We start from the raw sequence: 14,325 nt of genomic DNA, 5'->3' as shown, positions 1-14,325 counted from the left end.
CATGGTCTAAATGACGTTAACATTTAGCCACGAAGATAACGGACACTGGCTGACTGCCAGCTGAACGAACCGGCGTCCGGGTTTCAATCAGCGTCAATCTGCCATCAACAAACAGGTCCTGCCAGCTCTCCATGGTGCGGAAATACCACGGCGGTGCTTCCTTGAAGGTCTCGCCCAGCGCCTCGCTAAAACCTTCCCATGAGCCTTCACGCCAGCCATCGACGTAGGATTGATTGCCGCAGGCAGACACCGGGTGCAGGGTCTGTACAAACATCAGGCCGCCCGGTTTCAATAGTTGTGATGCTGCCCGAAAGACATGTTCGGTTGAGCGATCGCCAAGCAGGGAGAAGTTGCAGACCAGCGCGTCAAAGCGATGCGTAAGCGAGTAGGTCGCCAATTCTTCATAAGGCAGTTCGTGAAATTCGCCTCCGCCGGCTTGGTTGGCAGCGGCAACCAGTTCGGGTACAACATCCACGCCCGTCACGTTGATGCCGTATTTGTTGAGCGCCCGTGCCAGCCAGCCTTCGCCACAGCCGATGTCAAGCACCGTGCCGGGTGAGTGGGCCACGATAGCGTCTATGATGGCCTGGTCAGTGACGGCGCGCGACTCGATCTGTTGTTCGCGCACAGCTGTAATCCATGGCTCAGCGTTGGTCTGCCACGATCGAATAATCCTGTTGTCGTCATCCATGGCGTTCTCCCGTTTGGGCGGCTACATTGCAATTGTACGGGGGCGGGGGCAAGATACAATGACATTTTTTAAAACAAATGCGGGACACCGATGTCTTCCATATCCAAGTCCGTGTACAAGAAACGCCTACATGACCTGCAAATTGAGCTGGTCAAGTTGCAACGGCATTTTATGGCCCACGACGACAAAATCCTGATCATTCTGGAAGGGCGGGATGCAGCCGGCAAGGATGGCGTCATCAAGCGTATCGTGCAACATCTCAGTCCGCGCGAAACCCGTGTCGTTGCGCTGGGTAAACCATCAGATCGTGAGCAGTCCGCGTGGTACTTTCAGCGTTATGTGCCCCACCTGCCTGCCGCTGGCGAACTCGTGCTGTTCAACCGTAGCTGGTACAACCGCGCGGGTGTTGAGCGCGTCATGGGGTTCTGCTCACTGGATCAGTATGAAGAGTTCATGGGCTCTGTCGTTGAGTTTGAGGCCATGCTGGTGCGCTCGGGCGTCAAGATGATGAAATACTATCTGGATATTTCCCGGCCGGTACAGGAAAAACGTTTGCTGGCGCGCAAAAAGAATCCGTTAAAACAATGGAAGACAAGTCCCATTGATGCCAAAGCGCTGGAGCACTGGCAAGACTATTCGCTGGCCCGGGACGAGATGCTGGCGCGCACCCATACTGCTGAGGCGCCATGGACCGGAGTGCACGCGGATGACAAGCGCCAGGCGCGGCTTAATGTGATCAGCGACATCCTGACGCGGCTGCGCTACGACGGTAAGGATGAGTCACTGGTACAGCCGGACACTCGGGTGGTGCTGACCTACGATAACGTCAACGACACCAATAACGGTCTTGCAACCTGATGCCAGCGCCAGTGAGCGGTATCATCCCCCAAAAAGATCGGGTCAGAACCTGAACGTATAGCGGAATTTGACAGTCAGGTCGGAGAACGCCGATTCAAAGGTGTTGTCCTTGTCGCGGTCCTGCATATTGTAGTTCAGCACAATAAAGCCTTCCTGGCCGGCGCGTGGTATCCACTGCAGGCGGGTATTGATGCCCAGTTCTTCTGACAGGTTGTCGTACTGCGTCAGCGTGATCCAGTACAGCGTGGACGAGAACGCAACCTGGGTGGACACCGAGGTCAGGCGTGCAACAAAGTCACCCTGAGGCAGACTGATGTCATTCCAGTCGTAGCTGGCAGACATCACAAAGAAACGCGACTGATTCCAGGACACCGAGCCGCGAATGTTGGTGCGCTCGCCGTTGTAGAAGTCGCCCTGCAGATAGCTGACACTGCCTGAGAATTCGCGTTGACCACCGGTGCTGGCGCTGATCTCCTGTTCGTTGAACTGATAGCGGCCCGGCTGAATGGCCACCTGACGGTTCTGATCAGAATAAATGACAAAAGGCCGTTGCACGTTCTCTTCATTACTCTTGAAGGTAAGGTTCAGGCTGTCACGGGTATTGGTTTGTAATTCCGCCAGCCGGTACACCAGCGTCTGACTCTGCAGCCCACCTTCAATGCGTTCGATACGCTGCGCATCTATGCCGGAGAACACTGTCTGCAGCACATCGCCACCAAAAAAATGGGTGTAACCGGCATCCATGGTCAGGTCACGGATATCGGAGCGGTTGATATAACCCATGGCCGGATTAAAGTTCTGCTGTACTTCCTTGTACGCCATGCGACCGCGCAGGCCAGTGGCATTGGGCATGCGCAGGCCAAAGCCGAATGACGCGTCGTCGCCCACCAGGCCGGGCGTATCTGACTGCTGGTACCAGGCATCGGCTTCAAAGGTACGTCCGTTCTGTAATCGATTGTTCAGGTATTTGAAGTCGACACCAACAACACTGTTGTCGACATTGGAGGCGGGGTCGCCATTGGTGTAGATAAAACCGATGCCGGAATCTTCCAGTACGTTGGCGGAGACCCGGGTGACAAACAGGTCGGAAGCGTCCACTGGGCCGAACTCATCCTGACGTATGGCCAGGGTGCCGATGTTCCAGCGTCCGACACGGCCACTGATGCGACCACCGAAGTTGATATCCACCGGTGCACCGTTTTCACTCAGCCCCAGGCGGCGTGAGAAAAAAGGTCGCGCATTTTCACGGCTGCCCAGCGACGTGGCATCGTTGCCACCGGCCATGCCGCCGATGTTGCCGAACTGAAACAGGTCGGAATCATTCAGAAAGAAGTCACGCTTTTCCGGGAAGAACAGGTTGAAGCGCGTCAGGTTGACCTGACGGCTGTCGACCTCAGTGGCCGAGAAATCGGTGTTGAGGGTGAGCGCCGCATTGAGTGAGGGTGTAATGCGATAGAACGCATCCAGTGACGGTTCGGTGGTGGTTTCCTTGCTGGTCGGGTCGTAATCCCGGCGACGGTTCACCGACAGCGACGGTACCAGATCCAGGCCCACGCCTTTGCTGATGCCACTGATGCCGGTCATCTGGCCGACAATGCTGGGGTTGTAGGTGCGGTTCTGCGAGACCCATGCCATTTCCTCGCCGCGTCGACGGATGGCGCGGCCAAAATTGAAACCCCAGGTTTCGATGGCTGGGTCAAAGGGAATCGACTTGAACGGTATTTCGATTTCGGCGACCCAGCTCTGGCCATCGACACTGGTGGCGACATCCCAGATGGTATTCCAGTCCAGTGAAAAACTGCTGACGCTGGTGTACAGCGAATCGTGTCGCGCGGCATTGAGGTTGGTTTCAAAACGGTAGCCGGCACGGCCGGTATTGAATGGGTCCAGAATAACCACCAGGCGATCGTCGGAGGGCATGCCCTGGCCATGGCGGATCACCGGCGCTGCAATCAGCTCGGGATCGCTGTCAAACATTCGAGCGGCGACGTACAGGGCGTCATCGTCATAGACCACATAAACTTCGGTGCGCTCAGAGGTCGGGGTGCCATTGCCGGGCCGGGTCTGGTGGAAGTCAGTAATCGCTTCCGCCTGTTGCCATACCGCATCATCAATAATGCCATCAATGACCGGTGGCTGGGTAACACGCACGGCCCGGAATTGCCTGGGTGCATTGGTGGGAAGCGATGCCGCATCGCCATCCGCCGGCAGGGCGGGTTGCGCATGGGCTGACGCACAAAATAAAACACATACGCCAGACGCAACGGTATTTTTAAAGGACATGATTGTTAACTTCCCCAATGGCATGAACACAGAATGAAAAATAAGCGCATGATTTTACGGCACTTTCGAGAATAATGTAAACAAACTCCGCGCGCTGACCAGGCAGACAGACCGGTTGGCATGGCGTATGATGAATTCCGGGTACAAGACAACAAAAACAGGCAGGAGTCGAAGCGCATGAAATTGACCCGCATCACGTTCAACCTCTCGACATGGTTACTGGCGCTGGTTTTGGCGAGCGGATTTGCTGCGGGTGCGCAGGCACAGCAGTCGGACACTGATCACTGGGTCACCGCCTGGGCCATGAGCCCCAGTACTCTGCCGCCCGGCATGCTGGCCGCCGACATGGCCAGCCACAACGAATTTGACGATCAGACCCTGCGCCAGATTGCTCACGTCACCGCGTCGGGCGATACCCTTCGCGTTCGCCTGTCCAATACTCATGGCAACCGACCCTTGCGCATCGGTGCGGCGACCATTGCTGAACAGACAAGTGGCGCCGGCATTGACGTTGCCTCACTGCAGAGTCTCAGTTTCGGTGATCAGGCTGGAGTCATTATCCCCCGCGGTGCGACCGTGTTCAGTGACCCGTTACCGTTCCCCGTGGAAGCCTTCACCAATCTGAGCATCAGTCTGTACCTGCCAGAGGCCAGCGGGCTGCCCACCTCGCATCGTGCGGCCATGCAGACCGGGTATGCCAGCACGGCCGGTGACCAGACGCGTGCGCCAGACATAGCCGACGCGCAGGAAATCTCCTTTTGGCATTACCTCAGCGCCATTGACGTCAACGGTGGTGAAGCGGTGTCGACCATCGTCACTGTCGGCGATTCAATTACCGATGGCGTTGGCTCTACCGTAAACAGCAATAACCGTTGGCCCAATCTGCTGGCACTGCGCTTGCGTGATGCGTCAGACATGCCGGCCTATGCCGTAGCCAATGCCGGCCTCAGTGGCAATCGGGTGTTGCACGAGCGCTCCCCGATGTTTGGCGAAAACCTGCTGGCGCGCTTTGAGCGAGATGTGTTGGCACTGAGCAATGTCAGCCACTTGGTGTTGCTGGAAGGCATCAACGACATGGGTATGTCAGTGAGCATGGCCACCGACCAGGAAGTCAGCGCCGAACAGATTATTGCCGGCTACCGGCAGGTTGCTGAGCGTGCGCGTGCGCATGGTATCAAAGTGATTGGTGCCACACTGACACCGTTTGAAGGCGCCGGCTATTTCTCCGAAGCAGGGGAGCGTAAACGCCAGCAGGTCAATGCCTGGATCCGTAACAGCGGATTTTTTGATGGTGTCATCGACTTTGATGCAGCCATCGCCGACCCGGACACTCCGGCGCGTCTGCCCGCTGACTTTACCGCTGACAACCTGCACCCCAATGACGCTGGGTATGCCGCCATGGCCAACAGCATAGACCTGACCCTTTTTGAACAGGAGTAACTGATTTGAAACATACCCGTATTATCGCCTTGTCACTAACCGCCAGTCTGGCGGGTCTTATTGCCGCCTGCTCGGAACCTGAAGCACCAGCAATGGCATCGCCTTCTGCCGTGGATACCATGGCCGAACAGGTTGCCGAGCAGGAATCAGCGACAGATCCGCAAGCGATGGCAGAAGCCGCCGTTGCCGCCGAGATTGCATTGGGCAGCGCGGTCAAACGCCTGTGTTCGTCTGTGCTGGTGGGCGGCAGAACAGTTGACCATGTCATGGCCAATGAGCTTAACAGTCCGGCCTTAAGCGACGCCGACTTCAATTTTGACGACGATATTGTCAGCGGCGCCATGGCCGTCAATGGCGGCACCATGACCGTCCGTGCGCTGTACCGCGATCAGATTGGCTGCACTCTGCTGAAGAACGCCTCGCCGATCAGTTTGCGCGCACAGTTTGATCCCGAACTGTATCCGCAAAAACCGGACGTCGCTGACCAGCCCTGGCCGATTGGCAATCAGGTGGCGTTGCCAGAGGAAGTGCCCGGTTTTGATATGACCGCCGTTCGGGCAGCTGTGGATCAGGCGTTTGAGGACATGGAGCCAGATCAGAACATTGATACCCGTGCCGTGCTGGTGATTCACGATGGCAAAATCATTGCCGAACAATATGCGGAACCTTTTACAGCTGACATGCCGCAATTGGGCTGGTCGATGACCAAAACCGTGACTGCCGCGCTCACTGGCATACTGGCCGCCGATGGCTTGCTGCATGTGGATGCACCCGCCAACGTGCCGGAATGGCGTAACGATGGCGACGAGCGTCGCAGCATCACGATGGAGCAGTTGCTGCACATGACCAGCGGTATGCAGTACTCGGAGGTTTATACATCCGGTTCCATGTCTGATGTGATTCTGATGTTGTACACCACCGGTGACACGGCGGCGTTTACCATCGATAAGCCACTGGCACATGAGCCAGGTAGCACGTTTTACTACAACAGCGGTACCAGCAATATCATCGCCCGCATCCAGCGACAGTTGTTCACCAACTATCAGGACTATTTTAACTTTCCGCAGGAGCGGCTGTTCAGCAAACTAGGCATGACATCGGCGGTGATCGAGCCCGATGCCAGCGGCACCTTTGTCGGATCATCGTACATGTATGCGACACCGCGCGACTGGGCAAAGTTCGGTCTGCTGTACATGCAGGACGGCCTGTGGAATGGCGAGCGTATTCTGCCTGAAGGCTGGGTGGACTACAGCCTGACCCCGGCGCCTGCCGCCGAGCGAGGTCAGTATGGTGTGCAGATGTGGCTGAATGCCGGCGCCCCGGATGATCCTGACAGCCGGCCGCTGTCGAATCTGCCTGCCAACATGTATTACCTGTCAGGCTTTGAAGGGCAGAACATTCTGATGTTCCCCGACCAGGACCTGATCGTGATGCGCATGGGCGTCACCACCCGTGGCCCGCGCCCGGTGTGGACGCTGGCCGAGTCGGTGTTGGCGGCGATGACAGCAACAGAACAGGCCACTGATTGATTAGGTAGTAACCGGCACTGGCTGTGCCCGCGGGATTGCTTTGCCGTTCAGTGCCTTGCCCAGCCGGGTCGGGCGTACCAGCCAGTGATAGCTGAGCAACAAGACCGCCGTGGCCACCACCAGTATGAACGGGAACTTGATGCTCCAGTGCAGCGGCAGTTGTGCCACTACCACCTGCAGGAAGAACACCACCGGCAGGTGGATCAGGTACATCCAGTAGGAGGCATCAGCCAGGTAGCGCCAGCGCGCACTGGGTTGGGATAAAAAGCGCAGTGCCGTGCCGATGATGCCAAAGGTCCAGAACCACATGGCGCTGGTGTAACACAGAATATACACGGGGCGCTGCCAGGCGGCATTATCCACAAAGGGATCGGGCGCCAGCGGGGGCGTCAGGCCTACCAGCATCAGACTGACCACCGTCAGCACCACGGCCAAGCCCAGATTGATCAGCCCGTTGCGGCGGATCACGTGTAACAGTTCACCCTGGCGATCCAGCATCCAGCCCAGCGCAAAGGCGCCACCGTAGCCCACCATTGCCGGCAGCTGCGGGGTCAGACCGTAGTCGGGTGTGGGCAGCCCTAGCCATGCAGCCCAGGCTGGACTGCTTAGAAATACTGCCGCCAATGGCAGGCCAAAGACCACGGGGCCGACAACGGTGGAGGTTAATCCGGCAACCACTTTATCGACGATCCTGTGCAGGAAGGTGTTGCTACCGGCTACTGCCACAAACAATTGTCTGAGTGTCAGGAAGCCCACATAAAAGATACAAAGATAATACAGGAACCATAGGTGGGTCAGCGGTAAACCCATTGCAGGCGCAGTCGGCGCACCTTCAGCGGCGGCCGCTCCGAAGGTGCGAATCAATCCCCACACGACAATCACGCCCAGCAGGGGAGACAGAATCAGCCAGCCGACAAACATGGGCAGGACAATGCGGCGTCCTCGGTCACGGGCAAAGGCGGGCAGTCCCCGACGGTGAAACACCTTGTGCGCAAACAGGCCGGCGATCATAAAGAACAGCGTCATGCGAAAAATGTGAATGACATAGAACAGCACACCCAGACTCGTGCTTTGTGACACATCCATGGCAGGAATAGGCAGGAAAAACGACATCGTCGCATGCAGCACAATACCTGCCAGTAGCGCAAAGGCACGTACAGCATCCAGGGCGTGCAAACGGTTCGGATCATTGGTAACGGCAACCATGACAGGAGCCTCCTCAGTAAACATCCAGTTTTTTGTTTTGCATGGCAACAGCCAGCAACAGGGGTACAACACACAAGGCGAGCTCGGCCAGCAGTATCGCGACTATCGCGGGCGACCACAGAATGACATCGGTTTCCATGGTCTGTGCGATGGCAGGCAACCGGCTGAGCAGGTTGATGATCAGGGTAATACTCATATTGGTGATGATGATGGTGGAAATAACAACCTTCTCCGAACTGGTGGTCAGAACCACGGCCAGAAAGACACAGAAGTTTGCAACAAAATAGAGTTGCATCAGCAGCGTAAAAGGCAGCAAGCCATCGGGCACCGCGTCGATGGCAAGGATGGCCACCACGGTCATTGCTGTCAGTATGGTCCAGGGCAACAGGAAGCACAGCAGGGACGATAGGGTCTTTGACAGCGTGTATTGCAGAGCGGTAACTGGCAGGCTCAGCATGAACAGGTGAATCTGTTTATCCCGTTCCTGGGCGACGTTATACATGCCAATCAGCAGCCCGAATGCTACCAGTGTGGTGATATACATGACCGAGCTGATGATGCCGTCAATCGCTGCCGCCGCCAGGGAGATCACGCCAGCGACGACGACCACCGGTACAAAGCGCAGATGCAGGGAAAGGTCCTTCTTAATCAATTGGGCAATAACGGGACTGATCATGCGGCTGACTCCTCGGCTTCAATCTGCCGGCGCTTGCTCAGGACACTGGCGATAAAAATTTCTTCCAGGTTCATGCGCTGCACCTCGTGAATGACTGCGCCGCTGTTGATATAGGCCTGCTCCAGTGACGGACTCCAGTTACCCGTAGTGATGGTGGTCGTGTGTCCGCTGGTCACCACATCGGCCCGGCCCTGATCTGCTGGCAGCACGACATGGTCGGGCACATTCAGATGAATGCGGCGCCAGCGTTCAATAAATGAATCCCTGTCGCTGGATTCGATCAGGCGGCCGCGATCGATAAAGGTAATCTGATCGGAGATCTGCTCCACATCCCGGGTGTTGTGAGAGGAAAACAGCACCGAGCGTGAATCATCCAGCAGCACATCGGTCAGTTCTGCCAGAATCTCGTGCCGGGCCACCGGATCCAGTCCCGTGGTTGGTTCATCAAGCACCAGCAGGCGCGGGCGGCGAGCCAGGGCCAGCAACAGCAGCGCTTTGACCCGCTCGCCGGTGGACAGGCTTTTGATGGTCTGTGGCAGGTGCAGGTTGAATCTTTTCAGCAACTGATCAGCATAGTGTTTGTCCCAATACGGCACCATGGTGCGAACAAAATCGATGTGCCAGCCCAGTGTCGCGTTGGCGTGCAGACCCATGCCATCGGCCACAAAGGCGATATCACGCTTCGCCTGGGCCTGCTGATCGGTCATGCGCTGGCCGAGCACCGAGACCTGCCCGGCGTCGGGCTGCAGCAGGCCCATGATCAGGCGAATGGTAGTGCTTTTGCCGGCGCCATTGGGGCCGACAAAACCCATGATCTGGCCTTCCTCCAGCGAAAACGACAGATCGTTCAGCTGAAAGAACGGGTAACGTTTGCAGACCCCCTGCAGCGCTATGGCGGTGTGCGTCATACTTTTTTCTCCTTGCGCAGCTGCTGTAGGGATTGCAGGCGCTTCAGCAGTGCCTGGTCATCCAGGCCCAGCAAACTGGCGCTGTCGATGGCATCCTGCAGGTGAGCGTCCAGCGCCTGTTGCTGCAGTGATGAACCCAGGCCCGGGTTGTCGGAAATGAAGGAGCCTTTACCCTGACGGGTGATGATCACACCGTCGCGCTCCAGTTCCAGGTAGGCCCGTTTGACGGTGATGACACTGATGCTGAGGCCGGCGGCCATGGCACGGATGGAAGGGATCTCCCGGCCCGGCGGCCAGTCACCCGCAGCCACGCGATGACGTATCTGGTCCATGATCTGCAGATACATCGGGCGGTGGTCGGTCTGTGACAATGTCAGGTCAGTGTGTATATCCATATACACACTATATACAGTGAGGGTTCAGCCTGTCAACAGGCTGTTTGCGGATGGTGAGCCCGGATCGGGCTCGGCCGGTCAGTCAGTGATGATGTCCATCGGCGCGATCTCGGAGAACCACCAGTTGACGCCGTTGTTGGCAAACAGCTGGTAGCGTTCGCCCGGCGCTGGTTTCACCAGTTGCTGGGAGAACGCCGGAATCGGCACAGCAAACGCACGGTCCACAAACAGCACGCCGCCGCTGAAACCTTCCGGGAACTGCAGCTGCCATTGCAGCAGACCGTTGTTGTAACGCGGCGCGATGTCCACCACCGGATTGACACTGGCCGGTACGCAGTTGGCTGTCAGCTCGGCGCGAGTGATGGCTTCACCGGCGCCGTTGAACATGAACAGCTCACCTTCGGCGGCGCCCAGTGCCGCGACACAGTTCTGGGTGATGAGAAAACGTGGTTGCTCCAGGGCATCATTCACCCGCATCAGGTCACCCTGAATGAAGTTCATGGGAACAAACAGGGTGGCGCCTTCAAGGTCTGCCAGATTGTCGAGCAGGAACTGGGTAATACGAAAATCTGCGGTCTGTTCCAGTTGGGTACGGTAGCTGGCGTTGTTGAACACATACACGGCCAGGAACAGTGCGAACGCAGCCAGCAGTGGCAGTGGCCGGGCAACGCGCTGGAAGAACGCCGACTGCGACAGCGAGATAATGGCAACCAGCGCCAGTGCACAATCGACGGCAAAAAATATGCGATCGCCATGCAGGGTGTGTTCAACGATACCATGCGAGACGGCCAGCCCCGGGGCGGCAAAAATCAGGGCCAGCGGCAACAACAGCAGCGTGCGCCAGAAGTTCATGAACAGGGCCAGTACCAGCGCCGCCAGAATGAACATCCTGGTTTTCATGTACCAGGCGATAAAGCTGATCCAGGCTTCGCTGCTGATGCCCCAGAAGCCGGCGAAATAACTGCTTTCGCCGCCAATGTCGACCGACATGCCGAGCATCCAGGTGCGCAAAGCCAGATAAACCAATAATGCCAGGCCAGCGCCGACGACCAGTCTGATGTTGCGGCGGTACAGTGCGATCAGCACCACCAGTGGTGCCAGCACCAGGTAGACCTCTTTCGACACCAGCGCCAGCAACAACAGCAGCGAGGGCAGCCACGGTGAGCAGTCTTTGACATCCCGCCGAAAAATCACCACCAGCGTTGCCAGCGCGAATATGCCGCCAATCAGATAATGCATGGTGTAGAAGCGGGTGATCAGTGTGTGCATGGACATGCTGGAGAAAATCAGCAGCATGACTGCCCAGGACGCCATCCGGTTACGCGTCATCAGCTCGGTCAGTACGGCTGCGAGTGCCGACACCAGGCTGATGGCCACGAGCATGAAGATCAGGAAGGCATGGGTGCTAAAACCGAACGATGACACCAGGGTCTTGTAGATCACCAGTGGAATCGGAGTGTAGTTGGCCGCAGACAGTTCACGGTAAATTTCCGGCATAAAAAAGTGCTGCCACCAGGCGTAGTCGATGGCCACGCGCATCAGGTGGGAGTCGTCCTCGGAGAACACCGTCCACGACAGTAACGGAAACAGTGCTGCGTACATCAGCAGGCTGGCCAGCAGGAACAGGGCAAAGGGGGCCAGTATGGGTTTGGCTGGCAGACGAGGGGGCTGATTGTCAGGCATTTTATTGTTGTCCTGTTGATTTAGTCGTAACGGGCGACAGGGTCAAACATTAACAAACTGGTGGTCATAAAGACATATTCATGTGTTTGCCGCAGAACCGGAACCGGAACCGGAACCGGAATCAGGACAAGAATCAGGAAAAGAGCCAAAAAAGGAATCAGGGCAGATCAACAGTCTGGCCGCTCTGCACATGCATCTTCATGACGCGATGAAAATACTCTGGATCTTTCACCAGCACGCCGGCCTGGTTTTTATGTTCCAGCGCATACTGCTGGCGCGACACCCAGAAGCGCAGCGCCGCCAGTTGCAACATTTGTGACCAGCACGCCCGTTCCTGCGCACTGAACGGGTGGACGCTGGCATAGGCTGTCAGCAGCGCATCCGTGCGATCTGTATTCAGGCAAAAGTCGTCAACACACCAGTCGTTCACACAGACCGCTATATCAAACAGGGTCCAGCCGGTGGCGGCGTTGTAAAAATCAATGACGCCAGTAATGCGGTCGCCTTCAAATAACACGTTGTCGCGGAACAGGTCGCCATGAATGATGGATGTCGGCAGGCTGGTGTCCGGGTCGGTGTTCTTGAAGCCTTCGCTGCCCGAGAAATCCAGCCACTCTTTGAGCACCAGCAGCGCCGGCTCCAGCCACGGCGTATGCGACTTCCAAACGGTATCCAGTAAGCTCATTGCTTTCTGCACGGTCCAGTCGGCGCCGCGATCACTGGTGCGCTCAAGGTCACAGGCTGAGTTATGCAATTTCGCCAGCATTGTGCCCAGTGCCGCGCACTGGTTGGCATTGACGTGCTCGACATGGCTGCCACTGAGCCTGGGCTGCAGTAGCGCGGGTTTGTTGCGGAGCGTGTGCAGGGCGTTTCCATCGCGATCGGTGATGGCATGAGGCACGGGCAGCCCGGCAGCATGCAGGCAGTCGAGCAGTCTGACAAAAAATGGCAGGTCGGCGCTGGGGCCGCGTTCTACCAGTGTCAGCACAAAACGGCCGCCGCTGCAGTCAACAAAATAGTTGGTGTTTTCGCTGCCGCCACTGACGCCCTCGGCGGTAACAAAGGCGCCGGCATCAAAACGGCTGACAAACCGGGCAATTTCCGTATCGCTGAGTTGCGTAAACACTGACATATCGACAGCTCGCCTATTGTTTGTGAGTGGGGTGTTTGTGAGTGGGATGTTTCGGTTTGTCAGCGGCATGCTGGCGAGGGTGAACGCGCCCACGCAGCAGCGACAGGACGATGGCCGGAACACACAGAGCCACGCCTATGCTGAAACTCAGCTCCACGGCTTGGGCCAGGTCAGGATAGGTTTCCGGGCTGATCGGTGTGTTGCCCATCATCAACGCCAGCGCCAGCGTCACCAGCACCATGCTGTTAAGCTGGCCCAGCAGTCGGGTGGTGGCGACCGCTCCGGAGGCCGTGCCGGCATGTTCATCACTGACTGAGCTCATGATCGCATTGACGTTAGGCGGCGAGAACAGGCTGAAGCCACTGCCAGTCATCACCAGTGAACCGATGACATAGAGCAGGCTGCTGTCAGCATCCAGCCGCGATAACAGAAACAGGCCCATCGTGGTGATGGTGATCCCGGCGGTTGCCAGTATGCGTGGCTCTACCCTGTCTGACAGACGTCCGGTGACCGGTGCCAGCGCGGCCATGATGATGGGCTGGATCATCAGTACCATGCCGGCGCTGGTTGCCGACAGGCCCTGCAGGGTCTGCAGGTACAGACTCATCAGCACCACGATGGCGTAGGTGGCGCTGTACATCAGCAAGGACACCAGGTTGGACACGGTGAAGACACGATTGTTAAAGAACAGATTCACATCCCAGATCGGGTTGGCGCTGCGCCGGGCATGACGCAGGAACAGCGTAAAGCTCACGGCGCTGGCGGACAGTATCAGCAGGCCGCTGAGCGCTGGCAGGCGCGAAACGCCGACACAGAACAATACAATGCTGATCGCCCAGCCGATGGCGCCGGGCAGGTCAAAGGGTACCCGGGTGCGGCCGCGCCATTCACCCTGGACCTTGAACACGCCCAGGGCCAGCACCACCAGGGCAAGCGGCACCTGGAGCAGAAAGGCGGCGCGCCAGCCCAGAAGGTCAATAACATAACCGCCCAGCAAGGGTCCGGCGGAGAGGCCCACATAAATGCAGCTGACCACCAGGCCGATCATCTTGCCGCGCTCTTTGGCGGGGAACGCCGAGGTCACCAGTGCCATTTGAGTGGCATACAGCATTGCCGCGCTGACACCCTGCAGAAAACGCGCACTCAGCAGCATGGTGCTGTTGACGGCAAAGGCGGCATAAACGGAGCTGACCACAACGGCGGCGGTGCCAAACAGGAAGATGCGTTTGCGGCCGACACTGTCGGCAATACGACCAAAAATCAGCACGAATATGGTGCTCGCCATCAGGTAAGCCATGGGTACCCAGGCCAATATCACAGCGTCCAGGCTGAGGTCTGTGGCGATGGAGGGCAGTGCCACGTTGGCTGAGGACAGCATCAGCGGTGTGGCAAAGGCATTCAGCAGTATCATCAGCAGCAGCACACGGCGCAGCGCGGCGGTCGCTTCAGGTGATGGAGTCGTGTCGGCGCCCGATGATGTCAAAACGTTTCCTGCTAAGTCATGGCTGGGCGAGCTGTGCCCGC

12 protein-coding genes are annotated in these 14,325 nt (G+C 57.6%); 3 read left to right on the top strand and 9 right to left on the bottom strand.

Going from position 1 to position 14,325, the window contains the following annotated elements; all coding sequences use genetic code 11:
• Positions 1 to 16 precede the first annotated feature (16 nt).
• Positions 17 to 691, bottom strand: a complete 675-nt coding sequence (locus tag PHACT_RS08300; protein WP_070116749.1) for a class I SAM-dependent methyltransferase — start codon at positions 689 to 691, stop codon at positions 17 to 19.
• 90 nt (positions 692 to 781) lie between these two features.
• On the opposite strand from PHACT_RS08300, the gene ppk2 reads away from it, so the two are divergent.
• Positions 782 to 1,549: a polyphosphate kinase 2 gene (ppk2, locus tag PHACT_RS08295; RefSeq protein WP_070116748.1), complete on the top strand. Its 768-nt coding sequence runs from the start codon at positions 782 to 784 to the stop codon at positions 1,547 to 1,549.
• A 42-nt stretch (positions 1,550 to 1,591) separates the two neighbouring features.
• Here the strand turns inward: ppk2 and PHACT_RS08290 are convergent, their stop codons facing one another.
• Positions 1,592 to 3,832: a carbohydrate binding family 9 domain-containing protein gene (locus PHACT_RS08290; protein ID WP_070116747.1), complete on the bottom strand. Its 2,241-nt coding sequence runs from the start codon at positions 3,830 to 3,832 to the stop codon at positions 1,592 to 1,594.
• Positions 3,833 to 4,009: 177 nt separating this feature from the next.
• On the opposite strand from PHACT_RS08290, the gene PHACT_RS08285 reads away from it, so the two are divergent.
• Positions 4,010 to 5,272: an SGNH/GDSL hydrolase family protein gene (locus PHACT_RS08285; protein WP_070118244.1), complete on the top strand. Its 1,263-nt coding sequence runs from the start codon at positions 4,010 to 4,012 to the stop codon at positions 5,270 to 5,272.
• Positions 5,273 to 5,277: 5 nt separating this feature from the next.
• Positions 5,278 to 6,801 (top strand): serine hydrolase domain-containing protein, encoded by a 1,524-nt coding sequence (locus PHACT_RS08280; protein ID WP_070116746.1) that lies wholly within the window; start codon positions 5,278 to 5,280, stop codon positions 6,799 to 6,801.
• On the opposite strand, the gene PHACT_RS08275 is transcribed toward PHACT_RS08280, so the two are convergent.
• From PHACT_RS08275 to PHACT_RS08245, 7 genes are all read right to left on the bottom strand, one after another.
• Complete coding sequence (locus PHACT_RS08275) at positions 6,802 to 8,007, bottom strand: acyltransferase family protein (protein WP_070116745.1); 1,206 nt, start codon at positions 8,005 to 8,007, stop codon at positions 6,802 to 6,804.
• A 13-nt stretch (positions 8,008 to 8,020) separates the two neighbouring features.
• Positions 8,021 to 8,683, bottom strand: a complete 663-nt coding sequence (locus PHACT_RS08270; protein ID WP_070116744.1) for an ABC transporter permease — start codon at positions 8,681 to 8,683, stop codon at positions 8,021 to 8,023.
• A complete protein-coding gene (locus tag PHACT_RS08265) occupies positions 8,680 to 9,591 on the bottom strand; it encodes an ABC transporter ATP-binding protein (protein WP_070116743.1) in 912 nt (303 codons plus the stop codon). The genes PHACT_RS08270 and PHACT_RS08265 overlap by 4 nt, the downstream gene beginning before the upstream one ends.
• Positions 9,588 to 9,986, bottom strand: coding sequence for a GntR family transcriptional regulator (locus PHACT_RS08260; protein WP_245730649.1), 399 nt, complete (start codon positions 9,984 to 9,986; stop codon positions 9,588 to 9,590). The genes PHACT_RS08265 and PHACT_RS08260 overlap by 4 nt, the downstream gene beginning before the upstream one ends.
• 78 nt (positions 9,987 to 10,064) lie before the next feature.
• Positions 10,065 to 11,669 (bottom strand): hypothetical protein, encoded by a 1,605-nt coding sequence (locus PHACT_RS08255; RefSeq protein WP_070116742.1) that lies wholly within the window; start codon positions 11,667 to 11,669, stop codon positions 10,065 to 10,067.
• A 157-nt stretch (positions 11,670 to 11,826) separates the two neighbouring features.
• Positions 11,827 to 12,801, bottom strand: coding sequence for a homoserine kinase (locus PHACT_RS08250; RefSeq protein WP_070116741.1), 975 nt, complete (start codon positions 12,799 to 12,801; stop codon positions 11,827 to 11,829).
• Between the two features lie 13 nt (positions 12,802 to 12,814).
• A complete protein-coding gene (locus PHACT_RS08245) occupies positions 12,815 to 14,284 on the bottom strand; it encodes an MFS transporter (RefSeq protein WP_070116740.1) in 1,470 nt (489 codons plus the stop codon).
• Between the last annotated feature and the right edge of the window lie 41 nt (positions 14,285 to 14,325).

Origin of the sequence: Pseudohongiella acticola, from assembly GCF_001758195.1 — a bacterium.
Lineage (GTDB): Bacteria > Pseudomonadota > Gammaproteobacteria > Pseudomonadales > Pseudohongiellaceae > Pseudohongiella > Pseudohongiella acticola.
The sequence above is the reverse complement of the archived record's forward strand: the minus strand, read 5'-3'. Positions and strand labels throughout refer to the sequence as shown.